The following is a 26,393-nucleotide window of genomic DNA, read 5'->3' as shown; positions in this document are numbered from 1 at the left end:
ATACAGCACTGATTATCAGTTGTTAACAATACCGCTGTAGGGTAGCTGTAGTGTACCAAACAGAAGGAATGAGTCAAAAAATTCTCTGATGTAGTGGTAATTGTTTAACCTAAAAAATACAGAATATTCTTCTCCACAATATCTTTGATTTATCATGAAAAGGCCATAACCAAGCCTGCATGATTTTTCAATTATATCACCATGTTAATTTATTTTCCTTTTATGAGATTAAAAATTTTGCATGCATTCATCTTGATTTGCATGTGTATTTCTGTGACGGATCTGAAAGCGCAGACTTTATCGATCCGTGGACAGGTTACCTCATCAAGTACTGGAGAACCCATCTCTGGTGTGACGGTAACTGTCGAAGGTAAAAGACAAGCTACGAGTACAGATTTTGAAGGCCAGTATACCCTTGAGTTTCCGGGCAGCAGTGCCACGGTGAAGTTCTCCCAAATTGGGAAGCTCTCCAAGAGTATCGAAGTAGGGCAATCTGGAGTCTATAATGTACAGTTAGAAGATGGCTTGGACGAATTAGAAGAGATCGTAGTCGTTGGTTATGGAACGCAGAAAAAGAGCGTTGTCACCGGAGCCATCAGTAGTGTGAAAGGCAGCGACCTGGAGACTATGCCAGTTACCCGATTGGAACAGTCCCTTCAAGGTAGAGCCTCAGGACTAACCATCGCTTCCAATTCCGGGGAACCAGGAGCTTCATCCACCATTAGGATCCGTGGATTCACAACGTTCGGAAACAATAACCCATTATGGGTTGTCGATGGAGTGGTTGTTGATGCGGGCGGAATCAGCTACCTGAACCAATCGGATATCGAATCTATCGAAGTGTTGAAAGATGCTTCCTCACAAGCGATCTACGGTGCTAGAGCGGCTGCGGGTGTTATCCTTGTTACCACCAAGAAAGGGGCACAGGGAGCGATCCGTATTAATTACAACACATTCTTGGGCAGTTCAGCTCCGGCAAGAAAACTTAGCCTATTGAATGCCACGGAATATGCAACCTTGAGAAACGAGGCGGCTTTGGCAGCAGGAAATGCCCTGCCATTCCAAGATCCGGCTTCATTAGGAGAAGGAACAGATTGGCAAGAACATATCTTCAATAGAAATGCATTCCGCCAGAACCATGAACTCAGCATCAGCGGAGGAAACGAGGTTTCTACCTTCTACACCTCTTTCGGTCTATTGAGCCAAGAGGGCATCGTAGCCTCGGAGATTTCCAACTATAAAAGAACAAACATCCGTTTAAACTCGGAACATAAGGTTGCCAAATGGTTGAAATTTGGTCAAAACCTAGGTTATTCCCATGAAAAAGGACAAGGTGTAGGGAACACGAACAGTGAGTTCGGTGGGCCATTGTCATCGGCCATCAACTTAGATCCGACTACGCCATTGATCATTACCGATCCATCGGTGATCAATAACCCAAGCTTACCTTATGCGTCACAGGCGGTTCCACGCGATCCAAACGGCAACCCTTATGGTATTTCCCAATTCGTTGCCCAGGAGATGTCGAATCCATTGGCTTATATCCAAACCCGTTTAGGCAACCATGGATGGTCAGACAATATCGTAGGTAATGTATATGGTGAGTTAGAGCCTATCAAAGGATTGAAAATCCGTTCTACCTTAGGTTCAAAGCTATCTTTCTGGGGAAATGAGAGCTTCACCCCTGTATATTACCTGAATGCGGTAATGAAGAGGGCACAGAATGACTTTACCCGTGGAACGAACAGAGGTTTTGATTGGAACTTAGAGAACACCATTTCCTATCAATATACCATCCAAGACCATAATATTTCCGCATTGGTGGGTCAAGGAGCGTACTATGACAACCGCGCGAGAGGTATAGCCGTAACTTATTTTGATATTCCTGTCAATAATTTTGATGATGCCTCCCTGAACTACACCGTTCCGGCAGACCAAAAGAATTCATCAGGATATGAGAATGTGGGACATACGGTTTCTTCCTTATTTGCCAGGTTAAACTATAATTACAAGGAAAAATACTTGGCTGAAGGATTGATCAGAAGAGACGGATCATCCCGTTTTGGAGCCAATAACAAGTACGGTATCTTCCCGTCTTTCTCATTAGGTTGGGTCGTTAGCAAGGAAGATTTCCTAATCGACAACCCACATATCAACATGTTGAAGATCCGCGGAGGATACGGGGTAGTCGGTAATGATAACATCGGTGATTTTGCTTTCCTTTCCACTATCGGTGGCGGACGTAATTACACCATTGGCTTAACGGACATCTATACCGTAGGAAATAGCCCGAATGCACCATCAAACCCAGACCTGAAATGGGAGCAGACCAGTCAGGCCAACATAGGTTTGGAGTTGTCCTTTTTGAGGAACTTCAACCTGACCTTCGATTGGTTCAATAAAGTAACGACCGGTATTTTACAGAATCCACGTATCCCAGGTTATGTTGGGGCAATTGGAAACCCTGCAGCCAACGTTGCGGACATGAAAAATACAGGTGTGGAGTTGGAATTGGGCTACAAAAACCGACTAGGAGAAGTCAATTTCGCCTTGAACGGAAATGCATCCTACCTGAAGAATGAGGTAACCGATATCGGTGCGGGCGTGAGCTTCCTGAACGGAGCTGGTTTCCAGGCATCGACCTACAACATCACCCGTACCATGGTAGGCGAAGCTTTCAACTCATTCTATGGGTTCAAGACCATGGGTATCTTCCAGAACCAAGCCGAGATTGAAGCATACAAGAGCGCAGAAGGCGCTTTGATCCAGCCGAATGCACGTCCAGGAGATTTCAAATGGGCCGATCTAGATGGCAATGGCGCAATCGACGCAAATGACAGAACCTTTATCGGCGATCCGACACCAAATTGGTCTTTCGGATTCACCCTGAACCTAGAGTGGAATAATTTTGATGCCCTAATCTTCGGACAAGGGGTAGCTGGAAACAAGGTATTCCAAGGGTTGAGAAGGTTAGACATCAACAATGCCAATTACTCTACACGAGCTTTGGGAAGATGGACAGGAGAAGGCAGTTCGAACGACTATCCGCGTTTAACGGATGCCGATGCGAACAATAACTTCACGAATCCTTCGGAATTCTACTTGGAGGATGGAAGCTACTTCCGCTTGAAGACCGTTCAGATCGGATATTCCATCCCTTCGGAACTAACCAGAAGGATCGGACTTCAAAAAATCAGGCTATATGCCATGGCTGAGAACCTGATGACCTTTACGAAATATACAGGATACGACCCTGAAATCGGTGGTGGTATCATGAGTATCGACCGAGGCATCTATCCGCAAGCAAGGTCATATATGTTCGGTCTAAATGTTGCATTTTAATCTAGATTAGTGATGAAATTAAATAATAAACTATTCCTTATACTTATTGCTTTCTCTTTATTGGGGCAATCCTGTTCCGATAGCTTTTTGGAACTAAAACCTAGGGGCACGGACTTAGAAGAGAACTACTACAGGAACCGACAAGAGGCTTACAACGGTCTGGTGGCGGTATATGATGTGGTGGGTTTCCAGAGTTCCAGCTATGTCACTAAAATATTGGCTACCTCCGCTGCATCCGACGATCATTTTGCTGGCGGCGGTGGATCCTCAGATTTACCGAATATCCAAGCTTGGTCCAACTATTCACTGAGCCCAGCGGTGGGTCCGCAGGAGGATCTTTGGCGCCGAGGCTATATGGGAATCATGCGCGCCAACGTATTGCTGGAGAAATTGCCAGAGATCCCAATGGGCGATGATGAAAAGGCAAGGTTTACCGCAGAAGCGAAATTCTTGAGAGCCTATTTTTATTTTGACCTTATTCGCTACTTCCGCAATATCCCATTGATCCTGAGCCCGCTCGTTGGAGATGCCATTTATGCAACCCCACAAGTAGCACCTCAGGAGGTCTATGCTGCGATGGAGAAAGATCTGATGGAGGCCATTCCCGTTCTACCTATCAATTTAAACTTAGATACCGAAGCCGGAAGAGCATCACAGGGCACGGCAAGAGCATTGCTGGGCAAGGTTTATCTACAGCAAGAAAAGTTCACCGAGGCAGCTGCCCAATTCAGGGAAGTGAACGGCGAACCCGGCCAAACCAGCAAATATGGCTACAAGTTATTGGCCAATTATGGTGACCTCTTCAAGGTGAGCAATAAATTCAACAGCGAGTCCATTATGGAGATATCCTTTACCAACACCTCCGTTGGTGACTGGGGCTGTATCGACTGTACAGAAGGTAATATCCTGAATATCATGATCGGTCCCCGTGGATATGCGGCAGGTTCAGGAGCACCGGACTATATTGCCGGCTGGGGATTCCTTCCCTTGACCAATGGCCTTGTTGACCAGCTAAAGGGAGATCCTAGATACCAATACACCGTTGCGGATATGCACCAACTGCAAGCAGATGGCAAGGCATCTTACACACCGGGCTATATGGATACAGGTTATTTCCTGGAAAAATATGCCGGTAGAGAGTCGAACAGATGGACAGGTGCCGGAACATTCGAGCTTAATTTTCCACAGAACATCTATGATATCCGCCTTGCCGACACTTATCTCCTAGAAGCAGAAGCGTTGGTCAGAGGCAGTGGAAACATCACCCGTGCAGGAGCCCTATTAAACGCCGTGAGAGTGAGAGTTGGACTTCCGGCAACCACAGCAACCTTTGCGAACATCAAGCGCGAGAGAAGGCTTGAATTGGCCGGAGAAGGACAACGCTGGTTCGACCTGGTTCGTTGGGGAGATGCAGCAGCCGCTCTATCAGCCAGAGGATATGTCGCTGGAAAGCATGAAGTATTACCGATTCCGCTTTTGGAGCTAGATAATACCCAATTGGAGCAAAACAAAGAATACGGAGGCACGAAATAATTGACTGAATTATGAAAACGATATATAACAAAATATTTAATGCGAATCTCTGGAGGATCATGCTATTCTCGATGGTCGTGATTGCCTGTCGTCCAGAAGGAGATGACCTCAGCTTGAATCCCCTACCGCAGCCCAATTTTGAAGCGGTAGAAATAGCACCGGGTCGTGTACAATTGAAGAACACGACCAATACCCCTACCATTGCCAACTGGACCATCGTATCCAGCGGACAGAAACTGTCGGGTGACGTAGTAGAAGTAGCCTTGATCTTTGCAGGCAACTACGACGTGAAATTGGATGTAGTAGGTCAGGGAGGGATGGCAAGTGTGACCAAGCCTGTTGCCGTTAAGCAAAACGACCCGAATGCCTGTGATGCCAAGACCGCACTGGGCTTTATTGCCAGCTGTACCAAGAAGACCTGGAAGCTGAACCCTCAAGCAGGAGCTTTCAAGGTAGGTCCGGGTGCAGATAACGGCGACTGGTGGAGCAGTGGCGCAGGAGAAGTAACCGGTAGAGCATGTGAGTTCAATGATGAATTTACCTTCTCCTTTAATGCAGAGGGAACCTATGCCTACGACAACAAAGGCGATTACTTTGCCGATGGCTACCTAGGGAACAAAACGACCGGCTGTGAACCCGCAGCAAACCTGAAAGGTGAACAGGCCCTATGGAATTCCGGGAATTTTAAATTTTCGGTAACGGAAGGAACAGGTGTCAAAAAGCTTGGTCAATTGAGACTTGTGGGCAAAGGGGCACATATCGGTGTCAAGAAAGCACATAATGGTGGTGAGACCGCAACGGGTCCAGTGAACGACTTTGTGCTTTATGATATATTGGAGATGACCAAAAATAAAGATGGAGCTGGCTATGATATCCTGAAGGTTGGTGTCAATATCGGCGGAGACGCCTGGTGGACCATGACCTTACGTTCTTTCTAATCAGCGATCGATTTTATTTTATAAACAATTTAAAAATGAAGAGAAATATGAGCTTTTGGATCTTACCTATCCTTATACTATTGTCCTGTTCAGAAAAATCGAACGAGAACAATATCGTTATCCCTGAACCTCCTCCAGCCCCAAAACCGAAAGAATACAAGTATTCGGAGACACCGGTCTGGTTTGATGAATTCGATAAGGATGGTCTGCCCAATACCGAACTATGGGGCTATGACGTAGGAAGAGGCGATAACGGATGGGGAAATAATGAATTGCAATATTATACCAATGCCCGTCCGGAGAACGTGAATATTGCCGATGGCATATTGAGCATTACCGCCAGAAAGGAAAAATTTGAAGGTGCTGACTATACTTCAACCCGTTTGATCAGCAAGGGCAAAGGAGATTTCCTGTACGGTAGGTTCGTTGTCAGGGCAAAGGTCCCTGCTGGAAAAGGAACTTGGCCAGCAGCATGGATGTTGCCTACCGACTGGGCATACGGCCCATGGCCAGCTTCTGGGGAAATTGATATCCTGGAACATGTGGGCTATGAACCGGATGTAGTGCATATCACCATGCACACCGAAGATTATAACCATGTTAAGGGCACCCAAAAGGAAGCCATCAAGAAGATTCAAAATGCGACCACCGAATTTCACGAATACCGCGTGGACTGGACTCCTGAATATATCAGAGGTTTTGTGGACGGCGAACAGATCCTGCACTTTCCAAATGAAGGTAAAGGAAGCGGCGTTTGGCCATTTGACAAGAAGTTCCACTGGTTGCTGAACTTGGCAGTCGGAGGTAATTGGGGTGGATTAAAAGGCATTGATGAAGCCTCATTCCCTAATGTTTATCAAGTAGATTATGTTCGGGTTTACGAACTGTTGAACCCATAATAGAGAAGATCGTTTTAAGTCAATGGTATTTGTACCTTAAATACTGTTACTGATGTGATGATTGGGGTAAGAATTAGCTTCGATGGGTAGGCTAATCTTACCCCTTAATCTTTTTCCCTCTGGGCTTTCCCTAGAAAATCTCTTTCCTTTTAGACCACATTGCCTCTATAGCTAAACATAATGGTCATTTGATCCATTTTAGGTTAAACACCCTCCTTTTTGGGCAATAATAGCCATAATAAAGCGATTGTAGCTTTAAATGCCTTAATACTTCGCACCTCTATATCCAGCATGTCTCAATACTTTATTTTGATATAATTTATCCTATTTATTAATCTTAAACCACTCAAAATGAAACAAGAGTTAATGATTTAACAAATCGGGTAAACTATTAACCATACAACCCGTAAAGAGTAGACGATACGCTACAAAGATTAAACAAAAGTTAACCAATCTTTTCTTTCGAGGATAAATAAGTTAAATTAGTATAAGATAGAGATCTCAAATATCTGACCAATTGTTAATAAAATTTTGAATCAGAATATTCATTAAATGCGTTAACCACATGATTTTATCCTTTATCTCCATATTCATAATTATTAATAGTTTGTTGGTCCTGAAGTTAATACAGGGTGTAAAAAGACAAATACATCATTGGGGCCTATACACAATTCTATTATTAACTATCTTATTCTTAACGATCATTCCATTTTTGTACATGATTGATGATGAAGCACATTTTTACATTCTCAACATCCCTATAGGTTTTCTTTACGGACCTGCACTTATGATTCTTTCCAACAGACTTCGCGGCAAGCAAAAAAAGAATTTATGGGTACACTTAATTCCGTTTGTAATATTCTTTATTATCTACTTGGTATTTGTAAATAACTTATCGTTCCAGTACAATTCTTTCATGAATTTTGTCCCGCTATTTAATTCGGGATTGGTCCTTATACATTTTTTCATCTATTTTGTCATTATTCAGCCTAGATACTTTTTAACCAGGTTGAGGGAAAAGCTTCAATTACTTCCTAGAATGGTTGTTATTGGTCTATTTTCAACCATCATTACCATAATAATCCTTTCTTTAACCAATTTTACCAAAGACATAGAATTTATATGGGCGGGTAGACTCACTTTAATCAGCATGTTCCTCTCTACTTTAACCCTTATTTACTCGGCAAATATCAACTTCTATCATTCAAAAGGGAACTTAGTAGAAAAGGGAAGTGACATAATAATATATGATATCAACTATTATGAGCCCACAAAACAAAGCGCTAATGCTACCCATCCAAATTCAGATCTGTTCATGGCTTACAACCTCAAGATTATCGAGTTCGTCAATTCCCAGGGCTATCTTGATAGTGAGCTAACGAAGGAAAAATTCAGCTCTGATTTAGGGATTCCGATTCGTCATGTGAGTCAATTCCTAAAATACGAGTACGGAGAAAGTTATACGAGCTTTATCAATCAATTAAGGATGGCTTATGCAGAGAAGAAACTCAAGGAACAAGTGATGGACTATACGATTGAGGATTTAGCCGGTATTTGTGGATTCAGTTCCCGTGCTTCCTTCTATAGGAATTTCCAGGCTATCCATGGCTGTTCACCGCATAAGTTCAGGAACGACCAACTTATAGCCCAATAATAATTCCCCAGTCATTTCCTTGGTTTCAATAGGGAGCCCTCCTCACTATTGCTTTCAATGTCGTAGAAGCTTTCGGTCTTAATCAAAGGCAGGAAAGCCTCTCTTTTAGGCAATTCCTTAATCCTGGCTCACAACATCTCCTATTGCTCGAATAATATGGCCTCCTTTTTACGGCTATCCCAAGGATACAGCTTATTGGCACAAAAACACATGACTGAAACCCCTGTGAATAAATACCGATGTACAGGGTTTGTCACCCCATTTGTCCCTATTTGAACCACTTAACAGGATGGAAAAAGTTTTTTCTAATAGTAAATTTGGATTTTCTACAAATTGTTTGAAAAACGAACACTCAAATTAATAAAACCCTTATTATCATTAATATACAAATTAATAACGCAAAAAATTACCTATAAAAACGAGTGTCCGTTATTGTTGTATTTTCCGAAAATGGAGAAAATGAGACAATAAATCCAAACCTAATTAATGAGCTTTGTTTAAGCGAGAATCGATGAAATGCAACGCCAATTATACGTTACACTTCCCTCCAATTCTAGGCAAGATCAAAAGATTGTCAATTAATTATTATAAAAATATTGATTATGAACTTTGAATACTTCACGTACTACCTAAATTATATAGGTACTATATTCAGCGGCTATCCGCCAATTGCTAGAGTCACTTTTGTAATGGTCCTTTTTTTAATAGTGGTAACCATACTAGCTTTTACCCGCCTATTGGTCATAGGCTATCAATTAAACAGGACTGAGAAAAAGAAACAGAAAACTGCAAACCATTTCTATGATAAACTTTCTTTTATCATTAAAAACCCTTCGATATATGAAAAAGAAGAGATCCAAAGACTATTGGAGTTCAATATTACAAGTTTGAAACATTGGAAATCTGATTATGTAACCGACGTTTTATTGGATGTCAAAAGCGAACTGATGAAAGCTGGCCAATTTAATGATCTCAATTACAAGAACAGTCTTGAAGCCTTAGGTTTAATGGGCTTTTGGGAGAAAAGAATTAGAAACTCAGGCTTTGATAAAAGAAAAGAAGCCTTGTTGGTCATAGGAGAATTTGACAACGGTGTAAATACCGGCGTACTTTCTAAGTCAACCTTCCATAAAAACAAGGATATCAGGAAAGCCGCAAGAGATCTATACACCAACCAAGACAAATACAACCCCTTTCGTTTTATGGAAGAAAACTTCGATGAGGAGTTTACCCAATTAGATAAACTTCGGCTTCACTCTACCTTAATCAAGAGGTCTAGGGATGGAAAGCTTCCAAACTTATTGCGTTGGGTGAACAGCTCCAAGAGCCCAAAGTATATCATCTTCATCTTGAGGGAAATAGGATATTTCAAACAAGAAGAAGCATCAGAGATCTTGACAGACTTACTTGATAAGCATGAAAACCGGGATATCCGAGTGCAAATGGTAGAAACCCTTGGTGAGCTAGGTTACTTTGAGGGCATCCCTAAATTAATAGATCGCTATCCCATGGAGACTACGGTGGTCCGTGAGGCCATTATCAGGACCATGGCCATACTGCCTTGCCAGGAGTCATTGGAATTCTTGGTCAAGAATTACAAATCAACTGATGACAATAACAGCAAATTAAACATTGCGAGAGCGATCAGCCAACATGGGATCGAGGGACAACAGGCACTTGAAACACTTAAAAACGAGGTGTCAAAGACCAAAAAGGAAGCTGAAAACATGCTATTAGCTCAAGTAACCAATGAAAAGAACTTTACAGTAGCACAATATCAAACCAATGGCCTATTTCTTTAACTATTTGATCTACTTCTATGCCACCGCCTTGGCGGTCTTCTATCTGGCATTAATGGTAATGAGCTATTTCAAAACGATTCGCTATCGATTTAAATACACGAAGCGCGAAGAGAATTATCTAAAGGACTTTCCTGACCAAGCTCCAGGAATATCAATTGTTGCACCTGCCTATAATGAAGAAGTCATTATCTCAGACAGTGTTCACTCCTTCTTGAATCTTGATTATCCAACATTTGAAGTGATCATCGTGAATGATGGAAGTACCGACAGGACTCTCGACATCTTGAAAGAGGAATTCGAATTGATGGAGGTGCCCTATTATTATGTCTACAAGGTGTTCTGTCAACCCATAAAAAGAGTTTTTCGATCCAGCAATCCGGCATTCAGTAAGCTTATTGTGGTCGATAAAGTAAACGGAGGTACCAAAGCGGACGCGATGAATGCAGGGGTAAATATCGCTCAATACGATCATTTCATCAATACAGACGTAGACTGCATCCTTTCTGAGGACACCTTGAGCAAAATCATTCTTCCCGTCCTTGATTCCGACACACAAGTTATCGCCGTAGGAGCCACCATGCGCATGGTGAATGGTTGCAAGGTAGAGAAAGGAAAGATAACCCGGGTAAAAGCGCCGAGCCGACTGATTCCACTTTTCCAGGAAACTGAATATTTAAGGTCATACCTAGTTGCAAAAATGGGTTGGTCGATGATCAACTCCATTCCAAATGTCTCTGGGGGCTTCGGTCTGTTTGATAGACAGGTCGTAATCTCCGCTGGGGGCTTTGATTCCACCTCCCATGCGGAGGATATGGACATGACCGTGAGAATGGTGGCGTTTATGCGGGAGAACAAAAGAAAATATAAAATAGTTCAATGTCCCTATAGTCTATGCTGGACTGAGGGGCCTCCCAACATAAGCCTCTTGAACAGGCAGAGAACAAGATGGGGTCGCGGGATGCTTCAGTTCATCGTCGATCACCGAAAATTCCTCTTGAACAGAGATTATGGGAGAATGGGGCTGATCGTCATGCCGTATATTGTTTTTTTTGAGTTCTTGGCGCCAATCATTGAGATGGTGGGCTTGATATTCTTCCTGTTTTTATTGTTAACAGGTCAGGTTAATTTCGAAACCTTTTGGATGATGCTGCTCTATGCCTATTTAATCGGATTGGTGGTTTCGATAGTCACTGTGTCCAATGATTTAGTTCTTGGAAAGTTGTATAGAAATTTCTGGGAATATCTCAAGCTGGTGTTCTTTGCCGCCCTAGAGCCTTTTTTATATCACCCGCTGGTGGTTTTTTTCACCCTGAAAGGCTATGTTCAGTACATTACCAAAAAGGATTTCAAATGGGGCCAGATGACCCGACAGGGATACGCACCTAATAAAAACACAAACACCGCAACATAATATGTTAAAGAGATTTATATTCTCCAAAAGGATGATTACAGCCTTTGGACTGATCTTTTTTTGCCTTGTTTCTTATGCTCAAAGCACAGGGTCTACCAACCAAAACAATTTGGAAGTAAATCAAATCAATGCATTATACAACCAGCAGCGCTGGGAAGAAGGCAGGAAAAAAGCAGAGGAAATCTTGCTAAAAACCCCCAAAGATTCCGATATGAGAATGATGCTGGGTAAATACTATATCCATAGCAAGCAGTATGATAAAGCGAGGTATGAACTGGTCAAATCATTGGAATATGGCCCTAGCAATCATGAATCTAAGAAGATGCTTATTACGGTCGAAACGGAGACTGCGCGCTATTCAAGTGCAATCTGTTATGTCAATGAGTTGCTGGAGGTAAACCCCTATTTGAAAGATCTTTGGCGAAAAAAGATTGATTTATATCGCGTATCGGGTAACCAAGTGGAGGCAGATCGTTTGTTAAAAAGAATTGCACAGATATATCCTGAAGACCCCGAGTTGCGCAAGGATCAAACCTATATTACCGAGCAGCGCACTGCTGAAGTCCGCAATTCGGGAAAAATAGATAAGACCATCGAACTGGCAAGGAAATCAGTAGAAGACCAACCCCAAGAGCAGGAGAGTTATTTTTCGGTTATAGACAGCTACATCAAGGCCGGGGACTATAACAACGCCTTGGTTTATTCCGAAAGAGCCTTAAACCAGTTTCCAGGCAACGAAGGTTTCATCAGCAAGAAACTAGCCGTCCTAGAACATCAGAAGCGCTATTCAGAGCTGTTGGGCTTCCTTGGTCAAGAGATGAACCGAGGTGGAAGTGCAAATCTCAGGAACCAGTACAACTACTTTCTACTTGAAGCGGCCCGCAATGCCAAGGAAGGCGATGCAGGAACGCTATATGGAAAAATATTTGAAGCTTCGCCCGGAAACGAGGAAGCATTCGCCTATGTTTTCAATGAACGCGTGGGCCAAGAACAATATGAGGAAGCTGTCGATGTCCTGAATAGGCACCGAAACAGTATAGGTGGCAGCAAAGAGCTCGACCTGAAGGAACTGACCGTCTATAAAAGGATGCAGAACCAACCAAAAGTTGCTAGCCTAACCAAAGACCTTTTTAGCAAGTACCCAGACGACTTGGACCTACGCGAGTCTTATGTCACCAACACCTTAAGAAGTGCCAAAAACAGCATGGACGAGGGAAAGACCACGGTGGCTATTTCAGAATGGCAAGAAGTTATCCGTTATGGCGACCATGAATCGGTAAAAAGTGCCCAGGCAGGTATCTACAATGCTTACCAGTCTAGCAATCGACTTCAGGAAGCTATCGTCGTATTGGATGAAATGTTATTTGACGATCCAGGCAACTTGGACCTGATGATGAAGAAATCAGATCTATACAATAAACAGGGTAGGTATGACTATGCATTAAGTATTTACGAGCAAGTCCTGGCGCAAGCCTCCCCAGAGGACAAACCGCGTTTGCAAAATGGTTACTCAGAAATCATAGCCCCTTGGATCAAACAGTTCCGTGAAGAATACAAACTCATTGAAGCCAAACAGCTATGCGAAAGGTGGTTGGCAGTTGATGAACATAATCAAGACGCCCTGCTTGCCATGATCAATATCAGTTACCAACTCAAGGACCATGATGCAATGCTTTCTTACGCCAAAAAGGCCGAAGAGCTTTATTTGGATGATATTCCATTTAAGATCAAGCTAGCAGAGGCCATGAACCATAAGCCAGAAACCTTAGGAGACTCTTGGGAACTGCTCCACCATCAGGTCACACTCAACCCGTTCCACCAACCCTTGGTCAACACCTTCAGTAGCACTACCGAAGAATACGCTGCCAGGTTATTGAAAAACAAGGAACATAGCCAAGCCCTAGCCGTCATCGATACTGCCCTTCAATACAATGAAAACAGCAAATCCTTGAAGTATCTGAAAGGTACTGCCTATGAAGGCCTAAAGCAGTATGATTCGGCTTATTATTACCAAAGGTATTATGATCCATCCCTATTGGAATTCGAAGACTTTAAACAGCATCTGGATTACCTAGGGCAACGATCTTTCAAGAACACGGTGGGTATTTCACACCTCAGGGCAAGGTTCGGCGACAATGATGCCCTTACGACCATTTCCACAGCAGAATACAGCCGCTTACATACCGATGGATCCATATATACCGGGCGCCTGAACTATACTGGGCGTGAAAATGGAAAAGGAATACAAGGACAGTTTGAATGGACCAAACCATGGACACCTGAGATTTCCAGCCGGATTGACCTAGCCCTAGCCAATAAGTTTTTCTTGAAGGTCGCAACAAATGCCGCCGTCATGTATGATTGGAAACCAACTTGGCAACTTGAAGCTGGAGCTGGATTTAGGAAATTTTTCACAGATGAATCCTTGATGAACCTGAATCTAGGCGTCATGAAGACCATTGATGACTTTAACCTATCAGGGAGAATCTCCAATTTCATGCTAATGGAGAATGGCAGCAGCAGCTACCTATACAACGTAGGCTTAAAGGGACAATATTACATGAACAATCCTAGAAACTTTGTTCTTGCAATAGCCAGCGTAGGTAATTCTCCAGACTTGGACTTAATGGACTTCCAGATCCAAAATAGTTTTGAGGTACTCAATACCATGGTCGGCGCGGGATTCGGCAGGAACATTTCAAGGAATATTTCAGCCAACGCATTAGGGTCATGGTATAACTTCCAAACCAACCTAATTGATGGAGTCAGTACCTATAAAAACCTGTACAACATTAACCTGCAAATGAATGTATCTTTTTAGATTCACCATACCCCTGTTCGGCCTTTTCGCCTTTAGCTCTTGCACGAGCAGTAAGGGCCAAAGCAATGTGTTCAACTTTGCTGAACAGAAGATAATTATTATCTCTAACGGAGACCAAAGCAGTGCTGCAATGGCTGATTATTTCAATCAGCACCTTTCCAAGCGAAATACAGGAAACAAACTATCCATCATCAGAACAGATAGCCCAGATACCACAAACAAAACAAACCAGATATATTTTGAGCTTGTCCCTGACTTAAGCTTTGATTACGAGATCAAGAATGTTCCGGGAAAGCTTTCCCTATTTGCAAAGAACAGGGAAACCATGGTATGGCTGATATATGGCCTTATCTCCCATTTGGGAGACAAGGTCGATATCGATGCGCACGACCTCCCTCCTGCCATCATTCATTTCAGGACAGGCCAATTCAATTTCGCGATTCACTATCGTGAACCTCATATGCTCAGCAATACTGACCCAGATTTAGTAGGCATCTACCATACCAATAGCGTAGACCGTGATTGGGGAATTTGGGGCCATAATTTTAAAAAGATTTTTAATGGAAAGATCCCTGAAAGAGCCTATGCGCAGACCGAAGCGGGTATAAATAAAGAACAATTTTGTTTCTCCTCTGCAGAAACCCTTGCTGCCATCAAAGCATATCTTGACGGGCAAGAGGGAAATGGCGTAAAGTACTTTATGATCGCTCCCAATGACAATAACATCGCTTGTACTTGTGAAACTTGTAAAGAATTGGGGAACAAGACCGCTGATGCAACAGGTGCAGTTACAAATCTGCTGAATAGCCTTGCAAAGCAGTATCCAGACTATCAATTTTTCACCACGGCCTACCTGACTACTAAACGTGCTCCTTCCATTCAAATGGAAAAAAACACCGGTGTATTCATCAGCACGATCGATTTCACAAAATCTTCCAAAATCATCCCAAGCAGTACCGCTGTCCAAGATTTTGGACCCTTGGTAGAGCAATGGAAAAATAAAGTCAATGCGGTCTACCTCTGGGACTATATTTCAAATTTCGACGATTATTTGAGCCCTTTCCCCGTATTAGATCGCTTTCAAAATCAGCTGAGTTACTTTCGTTCTATAGGAATCAATGGCTTTTTCCTCAACGGTTCGGGCTATGACTATTCTCCATTCGAAGACATCAAGACCTATGTACTGAGTGCGATGATGATGGATCCAAGCTTGGATGCCAAAGACCTAGTCGAGGGCTATTGCAAAAGGACATATCCAACATCAGGTAAGCTAATAGCTGATTATCTTTTAGCGATTGAACAGAAATCAAGTCGATCAAAATCTGAAATAGGAATTTATTTACCTTTCAGAGAACTGATGAAATCCTATTTAGACCAAGGTGGGTTTCAAAAATTTCATAGCGATCTATCTGAACTGAGCAAAAAAGCAAAAGGAGAAGAAAAGATCAAGCTTGACAAATTATTATTAGGCTTGGCCTATACCCAACTCCAGTTTGACATCCATACTGGAAATTTTGAAAACGGATTCCTTGCAGAACGAGAAGGAAAGGTATGGATCAATCCCAAGGCCGAGGAGAGCATCTTGGAATTGGCAGCCTTTTCCAAAAAATACAAACAGGACCATTATAAGGAAACTGATGGCGAGATAAGCAACTATATCGCCGAATGGAAACAGATCCTAGCCCATCCAATGAACAGAAATCTTTTCCAGATCGAGAAGGTGCTGGAATTAAGGACCATGCAAGCACTGAAAGAAGCTGCTCTATTGGCTGACAACCTGCCCGGATTCCTCTCCGATTTCAATCAAGGCTGGTTATTAGCTGCAGAGGATATCAATGTTTCAGGTAAGCTGGTATCCGTAGAGGAAAGAAAAAAAACAATCCGCATGCGGTTCTTACATAATGCAAGGCACCGGATGCTAAGGCCCGACAAGATTGAAATACTGAAAGACGGGCAGCCCATCGCAAAGGTCGCGGGCATGGAATTGATCCAAGAAGGCAACACATTCCAGCTGGAAAAGGAAATCATGGTTAACGGAGAGCAACAAATTGAAATAAGGATAAACAAAAATAAAAGCATTAACAATTCAGTAATAGCATGTGATGAAATTGAAATATTTTAACATTTCGCTTTTAGCAATCATCAACTTGTTGATAACAGGTTGCATGGACATCAAGGACAGGAAAACCACCGTGGAAATAGAAGATAACCATAGGCATTACTTTCCGATTTTAGCAGGTGAGCTCAAGGATTTGGTCTTTAACATCAAAAACACCGGCGATGAACCTTTAATCCTGACAGATATTATTACTTCTTGTGGTTGCCTGAAGAACTCAGACGGCATTGGCGGGTTTTCAATCCCACCCAAAAAAGAACGGAAGCTTATCCTGAGCTACAATAGCGCTAAGAACATTGGAGCAGTGAAACATTATGTTACACTTTACGGGAATTTTAAGGATGCCGAATACAAAGAGATTGTTTTTGATATCAATGTCGTCCCTGGGGCAATGTATACCAAGGACTATGAAGAATTGTATACAGAGGAACTTGAAGAAAATAAATCAGTTGAGCTTATGATGGATGGAAGACAAAATGGGAAAGGATATTACATGCCTGAACCACCTCCAGAAATCGAGAAACAAAATAATTAATTACATAAATTTTTATTTAAAACAATAATTTTTTTGTAAAGAATTGGATTAATATAAAAAGATAAAGTAAAAAATGTGGATATTTAACTACATGAATTAACTTTTGTCTTAATATGAAACCCGTTGCCTATAACCCTCAAGAAGTCTTGATTTCATTGATTGAAATCGAGAAATCCTTAAAAACGGTTATTCAAGAGAACTGTCCAGAGAAACCTATTACATTAAACGAAGATCTAGATACGGCTCTTAATGACCTACTAGACGCACAAGGCGCCAATATTGATAAGGTAGAATATTTAACAACCCAATTATCGCTGTTACATCTCAAGCGCGAACTGGACAAGACGATCCAGGTTGTAATTGAATCCAACGAGCTAAGGGCGTTATTTGATTATTCAAAATATTCTCATGATTTATTGAAGAAAACGCAAAAGATAAACAGAGATTGGAGATGGATAGACTATATCCTCCTGATTGTGCTCTGTGCAAACTTTATTGCCATAGTCAGTGCGCTGTATTATTTGAGGTAATTGATTCTGATAAACTGTTGAACTTTCATTTAACCATAATGGAAACAAAATAAATGTGCCCAGAAAACCTGTTTAATTTTGACATCGATGAAATTCATTTTTAGTAACTTATTAATTGCATTGTGCTTCCTTTTTGAATACGCCTATTCACAAGGAAATGTCATGGAAACGATCAATGAAATACCTTGTGCCGCTCCTATTTCTAGTGAGATAAAAGATCTCAATAAAGTGGTGCTGAATGCTGATTCACTCATTGTTGTTGCCAATAGTGATAAACAACGTATTTCCGCTTTAATGACCAAGGCAAATGTCTATAGGCAACAAGGTAATTTCCCCCTATCGATCAGGACAGCCATGCATGCGGATTCATTAGCTTCCTATACCCTGAACTTCCAATGCCAAGCTGCCATTTCGGGCTTTTTGGCCAAGTCTTTTCGTTCCTTAGGTTTGATGAACATATCCAGCAGATACCTGGACCGCGCAATGAAGGCCAACAATATGATCAAAGACTCTGAACTAAAGCAATTTATTTTGGTAGATCTTTTACATGAACAAGCTTACCACTCCTTGGAAATAAAGGAATACTTAAAAGCCGCGGCTTTAGCTAGCTCTGCCGCAAAACAAATTCCCAAACAAGCCAAGGATAAAATGAAAATTATGGTAGCCCAAGCCACCAATGATCAGATCATGGGGATCTTTGAAATGAACTCGGGGAAATTAGAAACCGCAGACTCCCTCCTCAATTCTGCCCTAAACAAATTGAGCAATATAAACTGTTCCCTAAAACCCCATGTCTATATTGCCCTTGGAGAAATTGCCATGAAGGAGGGTAACTTTAAATCGGCACAGCAGTACTTGTCCTTGGTGGACCAATATCTAGCGGTTGAAATGGACGATGAGCTAGAGAAAATATCCTACGACAGCTGGTCCGCCTATTATAAGGATACTGGGAACATGGAGAATGCGCTCTATTATACCCAGAAATCCGCCGAGCTATTGAAAACAAAGATAAACCGGGCCAATATACTCTCTGCTAGCTTGCTTTTGGAGACTAGGGACAGGGAAGAAATGTACAGGTTTCTTTATATTATTTCCCTGAGCGGAATTATCTCATTCCTGGTCTTTGCTGCTTACTTCCTACTCGTTTGGAAACGCAAAGTATGGATTCAGCCAGAACCCGTCGAAGTAATGTCGGAAAGCCAAGCAGAGAGTCCAGGGATGTCCGCAGATCCCGAAGAAACTAGCTACCCCGATCTCAATGCTCTAAATAATCACAACACAAAGCTGAACCAAATAAAAATATCGAGGTATACAGAAAATTGTCTCTATAGAAAGCTGGGAAAACTAGAAGCAGAAAAGTTCTTCCTCGAGAAAAATGTAAAACTTGACCAAGTCGCCTCCATGATGGGCACAAACTCCAAATATGTATCCTATATCATCCAGAAATACCGCCACATGGATTTCTATGAATTTATCCAAAACAAACGGATTGAATATTTCCTTAACCTGTTGAAGACCTCACCGGAATTATTAGACTTCAAACTGGCATATCTCGCCCAAAAATGCGGCTATTCATCCTTGAGCAAGTTCTCAACCTCATTCAAGGCAGTCACTGGAATGCCCCCATCGACCTATATCAACCTCCTAAAAAAAGAGCTAAATACGTAGCATAGCACTAAGATTAAATTCTAGCCTGAAACTATAAATTTTTAGGCTATACCTCTATTGTTTTATCTTTCATTTACCCCCTCCCTAGGCAATCTAGTAAAATTTCCTCCCACTTATTTTACTAGCTCCATTTCTAGAAACCCCGCTAACACCATGTAACACAATCAACAAAAGTTTTAACGCTCCTAGAAAATCATTTTTAGCCCAAATCCAGATATCTCCAACTATAAAAGCAACAATACACTGATAACCAGTAGTATACAAAATTCAACAAGATCATCAGTGCTACGAGCCAATATTTGAGACAAACAACACATAGCTGAACTCTGTGTCAAATCTTCTTAACTTTCAAGATAATATTAGCCCAAAAACGCCCATAAATCATCCTAAAGGAGCAAAGTAGCAATTTCCTGACCCCATCTCAACCTAAACGCGAAACCAGATAATAATTAATAAATAGTTAAACCATGAAATTTGAAGAATCTATAAAAATTGAGGCCGTAACCTCTATTGTTAAGGGAGACCTTAACATAAAAGAAGTTATGCAAAAATATCAGATCAAAAAAAAGAAAACCGTGGTCGACTGGATCATTAGGTTATTGCCCACCGTAACGGAACAAGTCAAAAAAACAAGGGGCAATTAGGTGAAAGAGTTTAAGGTTTTTTTTATGAAATCGAAGGGGTATGGTATGGGTCTCATTCGAGACACATTCCGAAAATTCGCAAAATGAATGAAGGGGTTCTGGGGGTATGTTCGAAGAGCTGTGGAAGGGGATTGGAGAGATGGTAAAGTTGGTTGGAATGGGACTTGGTTTTGAGCAGGGAAAATGGTTAAGGAAGTGCCGAGAATTTTAGGGAGAAATTTAAGGCATTTCCCGAATATGCCTCGAATGAGAGTGGGCTGAGAGTGGGGAGGAAGCCGTCATTTTCAGTAAAATATATAAGTTCATTTCTATTATGTATTCGTCTTAAAAAAACAACTAAAAATGAGATCTTTTCTATTCGTTTTTTCCGTAGCCCATTAAATAACCCCTTGATTTGATATCCACTTGAGCTGCATTAGTTATGATACCAGGACAAAAGAATCAATACATTTATAAATGTGAGAATGGCAAATAAAAAGGTTTACCAAAATTAATTCTTCGATGCCAAAACATTGAAATATGTAAAGTAAAAAATTCTAGAGAATTGATTTCAAATACGTACCAAAGAAAATATTATAGAATATTCAATCAATTGATAAACCTTTAAAGTATTTTAATATCTTACAAGATAATAATCAGTGTTGATTATGTTAATAAATGGGTGTATCTTGTCTTAGGGTTTAGTTTTCGATCATTGTTAAATATCTAAGGCATTTGGAGAAATTAATACTCTACTGGCTTTAATCATATTACTGAACCTTAATATTGAAAGATATCAGTTTAACTTTATTAAATAACTACCTCTTTATGAAAGTGGAGATTTGGAAAGTCATAATTTGGACTAATTACGTTTTTCCATTATGGATTCAGGATTCTTTGGTGGGGTAAAAAGCTATTTCTAGAGAAATTTTACTAAAATACACTTGGTTCCAATTGTTTATTGATTATTTCCCCTTTTATAATAGGATTTAAGAAAAGAATTGAAAATTTAACCCTAAAAACAGGATACAAATTATAGAATACATATTTCATGTGATTTAATTAAAAGTTTAATTACCTAGTATATGGCGCAACTTTATCTTGCCAGTAATTTAGGTTATCAGTTTATAAGAAATCTAAACTATGGTTTTTACATGGATATTAGCGAAAATGGCGAAGTTGCAATCTTGATAAAATTGGAACCTAGCCTCATCAATAGTATCATTCATGGATGTGAATTAAATTTGGTCATAAGAAATCCAAATCTGATTTCCCGAAGTTGTACCCTTTATGTTTACGACAACAAAAATGATCCGCTTTTTGTGACAGCTAAGGAATTTGGGGAAGAAGACAAATTCCTAAAAGGTTTTGACAAGGCTGTTTCCGCCATTGCAGATGGAAGGAAAGAGGTTATTATGGTTTTATTTAATGAAATTAACAGTCCAATCTTCTCATCTAATATCGGTGTAGAAACTGATCCGGAAGAATTTAAAAATTGGCTTTTTAGGGTATACAACGACCCTGAATATGAAGATTTTCATGGTTATAATATCGGAAATGGAAATTTTCTGCCAGAGGATGCTATAAAGGGTTTCAGTGTAGGATTAAAAAATGAAGACCATTCTAGGAAGGAATCATTGATTATCAAATCTCCGGACTATGTTGGAAACGAATTCACAACTCCAATCTCTGGAGATGGTGTTTTTATGTATTCAGATTTTACGGTAGATGGAAAGCACGGAAGACTACAGGAATTGGCTCTGGACAAAAAGCTGAGTGTATTGTTCAATCAAGGTGAAAATTTGTTCAGTTCACCAAGGTTTGCTAACAAGCTTGAAATGATAGATTTTATTCTCTTTGATAATAACGCTGCAATTCTCATAGAGAGTAAATATATAATTAGTGAAAAAAGAAACAAAAGAAATGGCAATGTAATCAAGGCCATCAATCAATTAAACAAAGCTGAACAAGTGATTTTACAGCGTGATTTTCAAATGGAAAACGAATACCTTGACAAACGTCTTCGAGAGGTCGATGTCATTCTGAAGATATGTATCTTAAATGATCGTATAAATTTTGAAAATGATTATGAAAAAAAACTTTCTGCTCAATTTGAAAAGGAAAGTCTACCACTATTTGTATCTGTTACTAATTTCTCTGAACTTTTGGTCGGCCTTTACCTCAAAAATCCTGATTTTCTATCCTACAATCTTTTTTTCAACCTAATAACTAATTATCATCGTTATCTTGATAGTGAAGAATTGATAAATTCCCATCATGGGATATCGATAGAGGGAATGAATTCTTTCGAATTAACAGAACTTAGAAAAAAATTAAAGAAATAAATTTTCTCAAACCAATTGATTAATTTTTATTGAGTTCTGTAATCGATGTTTTAATATATTTCCTTTTCGTAAGTTCCGGGACAATTTCTTAGTTTTATTGATGTAAGTTTTAACTAAATTATGACGTATGTACCTTAGTGCTTTGCACATAACCAATTTTAGGAAGATTGAGAATCTCGACCTAACCTTCAATAGAGGTATCAATCTGCTCGTTGGGGAGAATGACGCAGGGAAATCCAGTATTATAGATGCAATAAGATTGATCACAGGGATCCATGGGAATGACTATCTGCGAGTTTCCCATGATGATTTCCATCATAACGGTTTAAGTCGTAGCACACATTTACAAATCGCCTGCGAGTTTAGAAACCTGAGTTCTGAAGAATCTGCATGTTTTTTGGAATGGTTGAGTATTGAAGGTGAAGAATACTATTTGAAGCTAACGCTTTCTGCCTATAGAAAAGATAGGGGAAATTCCTCTTTTGAGGTCTTTTATGACATCAGGGCCGGTGAAGACGAAGAAAGCGGCGTTATCGGGGGGGAAGCTCGTTCCAGATTGAAGGCAACCTATCTCAAGCCATTAAGGGATGCAGGACACGAACTTGCGCCTAGAAGAGGTTCAAGGCTCTCTCAGATTTTGGGAGCTTATGATATATTTAACCAAAAGCCCGATGTTGTCCATCCACTGGTAGAAACTATGAACAAAGCAAATGATGACATTACTGAATATTTTGAAAAGAAAGAGGGAAAGGTGGTATCCGATACCATAAATGTTACCTACCTTAAGGAAATCTCTTTAAAAAATAATCCTTTGCAATCACGGTTCGGGATTGTTCGAAATGAACTTGGCCGGATTTTGGAAAAACTAGAACTTGTCGGAGTTTCGAGTATCGATGAGACCAACATTGGGCTTGGTAGTAACAACCTTCTTTTCATCGCTGCAGAAATGTTGTTACTCAAAAAAGACTCTGGATATGTAGGGTTAAAACTAGCTCTAATCGAAGAAATCGAAGCTCATATCCATCCCCAGTCTCAGATCAATCTAATAGACTTCCTCAACAAGCACTGTTCGAAGCTTCAGTTTCAGAATATCATTTCTACCCACAGCAACTCTCTAGCTTCAAAGATTGACCTTAACAACCTAATTATCTGTAAATCAGGTCACGCCTTTTCCTTAGATTCATCTTTTACATTACTTGAAAAATCAGATTATGCATTTTTGGGAAGATTTCTCGATGATACCAAATCCAATCTTTTTTTCGCACATGGTGTATTAATGGTAGAGGGTGATGCTGAAAACCTTATCATTCCCAGTTTTGCATCTAAAATCGGCCTAGCCCTTCACAAGTACGGAATTTCTATCGTAAACGTGGGGAACCTCGCACTGATGCGTTATTCTAGGATATTCAGAAGGAAGGATGGAGTTTCGATGGGTATAAAGGTGGCTTGTATAACAGATCGGGATATTCCTCCAGCTGAAGCTGCGAGCTATTGTTATGAAATCAAAAGAAGAAAGACTGGCACGCTAGAAACTGAATATTTATTATCCTCTTCTCGAAAGACCGAGGCGGATTATACACATACAGAAATTGAAGAACTTATTCAGAAAAAAAAAGAAAAATACAGCGGGGGGGATGTAAAGGTTTTTATTGGTACAACCTGGACCTTGGAATTCGAGATTGCAAAGAGCATTTTAAAACATTTGTTGCACAGAGCCATCCAGATTGCATTAAAGACTTGCAACATGGAAAAGGATTTAGATTTTGATGGCTATAGGTTAGTTGCCAAGGATGCAGAAACACAGCTAAATTCTTGGATATCGCAAGGAAAAACTGCAACTCAAATTGCCTTGGAGATCTACGTTCCGCTAGAAAGAAAGCAGGTTTCAAAAGCTGTTGTGGCACAGATATTTGCTAGGCTTTTGAAGATTGAGAGGATCAAAGCGTCGGATATTGTAGCTGACACTTCCCTGAAATATCTAGTAGATGCAATTAAACACGCTGCCAATGTTTGACTTATCAAAAATCTCTGTAAGCGATCAAGATATCGAATATGTAGAAAAAATTTTCGGATTTACGTTTAACGATGCCCAAAAAAGATTGATTAGACACTGGGACACTGCAGATATACAGGCTTGTCCTGGGAGTGGGAAAACAACCACATTAGCTGCCAAACTAATTATACTTTCACAAAAAGTTCCGAAGTCTAATAGAGAAGGAATTTGTGTAATCACACATACCAATACAGCTGTCGAAGAAATTAAATCAAAGTTGGGAGACTATGCAAGGTTTTATCAACAATATCCCAATCATTTCGGAACTATACAGTCCTTTGTAGATAAATATATTGCCATACCATTTTATAAACATCTATACAAAACCACTCCCTCCATAATTAGTGAGTGGGATTATGATCAACTGATGCGTAAAACTTCTCCTATTAATCTTGATGGTACGATTTCCTTCTTGGACAAAAATAATATTTTTATAGGGGGACTAACATTCAACAGATTCGACTTTTCCGTTTCTACTGGCCTGAATACCAATGAAAAATGGATATTGAAAAAGCTGAAATCTGAGACGATGAAAAAATATTACGAAAAGATTTGTAACGCAAAGAAAAAGCTATTAGCTGAGGGATGGTTAAAATACGACGAAGCCTACGCTCTTGCTTTTCGGCATATTAGAGAACATTCTAAAGTAATAAAGTTTGTAAAACAGAGATTTCCCGTGATATTTGTTGACGAAATGCAGGACATGGAGCAGCATCAACAAGATATTATTAATGTATTGTTTGCGGAGGGTTCCATCCTGCAGCGTATAGGTGATACCAATCAATCAATCTATAGCTACGGAAGGCCTGAACCTACAACGGAATGGAAACCCGTTTCACGTACTGAGCTTGCTCTTGAACAATCCAATAGAATTTCTGACCATCTAGTTGCAAAGATAAAAGGAATCTGCTGGAATCCGCAAAAGATGACAGGATGGCCAAATACTAGCCCAATTAAGCCAGTTTTAATCATCTGTAATTCAAGCAATATTTTTAAGGTGAAAGAGCTTTTTGCTCAAATTGTAATTGAAAATGGGCTTCATAAAAAAGGTTTTGTAAAGGTAGTTGGTGCAAGGAGAAGTGATTCAAGGCTCAACATTAATTCCTACTGGCCAAAATATAATAAAAAATATCAGTCAAGTGAGTTCCCCAATCTAAACTCTTTTCTTTCTGAATGTCTTGGTCGTGCTCCATCAATTACCAACATCAAAGAAATTCGTAAAATGTTCTTATCCATTTTCTGCTATTGTTTAAAACTTAATGGATTGAAAAATCCATTAACTAGCTTTTTCTTTACACCAACCTCTTTTCTGAAATATTTAGAACAGGGAGGCCATTCCGAAAAAATTGGAAAAATTAATACGGTTATTGCCGAGTGGTTTCTTAAACTTCGCAGAGGTGAAGACATTCATGCCTCGGTTAAAAGGTATGTTCTGGCTATCATATCATTTTTTAACGTTCAGGCGAATCGGGCATTGAATAATTATCTTAGCGATTTGACAGTGCAAGCGTCTAGTCAAATAGAGGAAACAAAAACTTATCATTTTTCTCATAATGGTGAAACGGCAGAAATAATTTTTGATACCATACATGGGGTAAAAGGAGAGACACATGCCGCTACTCTTTACTTGGAAACTTTCAATAGAGTATATGATATTGGAGGGAAGCTATTAGATTTTATTGTTAGCGATGATAATGGGAGAGAAAAGTTAAAAACAAAGGACAGCGCCACTTTCAAGCGTTTGCCGCATGCCTATGTTGCGCTAACGAGAGCCACAGATTTTTTTGCAATTTGTGTGGATATTACGCGATATAGTATCACACATAAAACATATTTCGAAAACCCAATAAATGGATGGCAAGTAAAATATGTAGATTCTAGCGATGAATTGGCCATAAAAAAGTAGAACAAACAGGCTTCAAGGCGTTCAAAACTGTTTCTCGAACAATAAACATCCACAATAAAATGATATTGAAATACTTCGACAACAAGAACATAAATGCTTCGGCTGCACCTTTTTATGCGAAGATAAAGACTTTCAGATGCCAGTTCAGAGTTTTTGGGAATATCAATTTTTTCCTACTCAGACTCTCCAAATTATTTGTTTAGTCAACAGTTTTCGA

Annotated in this window: 17 protein-coding genes; all 17 read left to right on the top strand. The window is 40.3% G+C overall.

Annotated features, from left to right (window positions below):
* The first annotated feature begins 222 nt into the window (after positions 1 to 222).
* A complete protein-coding gene (locus ACWIB3_RS09450) occupies positions 223 to 3,342 on the top strand; it encodes a SusC/RagA family TonB-linked outer membrane protein (protein ID WP_185212832.1) in 3,120 nt (1,039 codons plus the stop codon).
* 12 nt (positions 3,343 to 3,354) lie between these two features.
* Positions 3,355 to 4,875, top strand: coding sequence for a RagB/SusD family nutrient uptake outer membrane protein (locus ACWIB3_RS09445; RefSeq protein WP_454291462.1), 1,521 nt, complete (start codon positions 3,355 to 3,357; stop codon positions 4,873 to 4,875).
* An 11-nt stretch (positions 4,876 to 4,886) separates the two neighbouring features.
* Positions 4,887 to 5,813, top strand: a complete 927-nt coding sequence (locus ACWIB3_RS09440) for a hypothetical protein (protein ID WP_185215729.1) — start codon at positions 4,887 to 4,889, stop codon at positions 5,811 to 5,813.
* A 35-nt stretch (positions 5,814 to 5,848) separates the two neighbouring features.
* On the top strand, positions 5,849 to 6,712 hold the full coding sequence (locus tag ACWIB3_RS09435) for a glycoside hydrolase family 16 protein (RefSeq protein ID WP_454291461.1): 864 nt from the start codon (positions 5,849 to 5,851) through the stop codon (positions 6,710 to 6,712).
* 1,039 nt (positions 6,713 to 7,751) lie between these two features.
* Complete coding sequence (locus ACWIB3_RS09430; protein WP_454291460.1) at positions 7,752 to 8,366, top strand: helix-turn-helix domain-containing protein; 615 nt, start codon at positions 7,752 to 7,754, stop codon at positions 8,364 to 8,366.
* 602 nt (positions 8,367 to 8,968) lie between these two features.
* The gene (locus ACWIB3_RS09425; protein ID WP_454291459.1) at positions 8,969 to 10,168 is read left to right on the top strand and encodes a HEAT repeat domain-containing protein; all 1,200 of its coding nucleotides are present in this window, start codon (positions 8,969 to 8,971) and stop codon (positions 10,166 to 10,168) included.
* Positions 10,152 to 11,579 carry a glycosyltransferase family 2 protein gene (locus tag ACWIB3_RS09420; RefSeq protein ID WP_313261346.1) on the top strand — a complete coding sequence of 476 codons (1,428 nt, stop codon included), beginning with the start codon at positions 10,152 to 10,154 and terminating at the stop codon, positions 11,577 to 11,579. The genes ACWIB3_RS09425 and ACWIB3_RS09420 overlap by 17 nt, the downstream gene beginning before the upstream one ends.
* Before the next feature lies 1 nt (position 11,580).
* Positions 11,581 to 14,400: a tetratricopeptide repeat protein gene (locus tag ACWIB3_RS09415; RefSeq protein WP_454291458.1), complete on the top strand. Its 2,820-nt coding sequence runs from the start codon at positions 11,581 to 11,583 to the stop codon at positions 14,398 to 14,400.
* Positions 14,387 to 16,522 (top strand): DUF4838 domain-containing protein, encoded by a 2,136-nt coding sequence (locus tag ACWIB3_RS09410; protein WP_454291457.1) that lies wholly within the window; start codon positions 14,387 to 14,389, stop codon positions 16,520 to 16,522. Before ACWIB3_RS09415 ends, ACWIB3_RS09410 begins: the two co-directional genes overlap by 14 nt.
* Positions 16,503 to 17,051 (top strand): DUF1573 domain-containing protein, encoded by a 549-nt coding sequence (locus ACWIB3_RS09405; protein ID WP_454291456.1) that lies wholly within the window; start codon positions 16,503 to 16,505, stop codon positions 17,049 to 17,051. Before ACWIB3_RS09410 ends, ACWIB3_RS09405 begins: the two co-directional genes overlap by 20 nt.
* A 113-nt stretch (positions 17,052 to 17,164) precedes the next feature.
* On the top strand, positions 17,165 to 17,581 hold the full coding sequence (locus tag ACWIB3_RS09400; protein ID WP_254526712.1) for a hypothetical protein: 417 nt from the start codon (positions 17,165 to 17,167) through the stop codon (positions 17,579 to 17,581).
* Positions 17,582 to 17,668: 87 nt separating this feature from the next.
* Complete coding sequence (locus tag ACWIB3_RS09395; protein WP_454291455.1) at positions 17,669 to 19,249, top strand: helix-turn-helix domain-containing protein; 1,581 nt, start codon at positions 17,669 to 17,671, stop codon at positions 19,247 to 19,249.
* Between the two features lie 467 nt (positions 19,250 to 19,716).
* The gene (locus ACWIB3_RS09390) at positions 19,717 to 19,893 is read left to right on the top strand and encodes a hypothetical protein (RefSeq protein WP_313261355.1); all 177 of its coding nucleotides are present in this window, start codon (positions 19,717 to 19,719) and stop codon (positions 19,891 to 19,893) included.
* A gap of 1,064 nt (positions 19,894 to 20,957) precedes the next feature.
* Positions 20,958 to 22,217, top strand: a complete 1,260-nt coding sequence (locus tag ACWIB3_RS09385; protein WP_454291454.1) for a hypothetical protein — start codon at positions 20,958 to 20,960, stop codon at positions 22,215 to 22,217.
* Positions 22,218 to 22,344: 127 nt separating this feature from the next.
* Positions 22,345 to 24,231, top strand: a complete 1,887-nt coding sequence (locus tag ACWIB3_RS09380) for an ATP-dependent nuclease (RefSeq protein ID WP_454291453.1) — start codon at positions 22,345 to 22,347, stop codon at positions 24,229 to 24,231.
* Positions 24,224 to 26,176: a UvrD-helicase domain-containing protein gene (locus ACWIB3_RS09375; protein WP_454291452.1), complete on the top strand. Its 1,953-nt coding sequence runs from the start codon at positions 24,224 to 24,226 to the stop codon at positions 26,174 to 26,176. The genes ACWIB3_RS09380 and ACWIB3_RS09375 overlap by 8 nt, the downstream gene beginning before the upstream one ends.
* On the top strand, positions 26,158 to 26,379 hold the full coding sequence (locus ACWIB3_RS09370) for a transposase (protein WP_454291483.1): 222 nt from the start codon (positions 26,158 to 26,160) through the stop codon (positions 26,377 to 26,379). Before ACWIB3_RS09375 ends, ACWIB3_RS09370 begins: the two co-directional genes overlap by 19 nt.
* The last annotated feature ends 14 nt before the right edge of the window (positions 26,380 to 26,393 follow it).

The organism is Sphingobacterium sp. NPDC055431, from assembly GCF_053644255.1.
The sequence above is the reverse complement of the archived record's forward strand: the minus strand, read 5'-3'. Positions and strand labels throughout refer to the sequence as shown.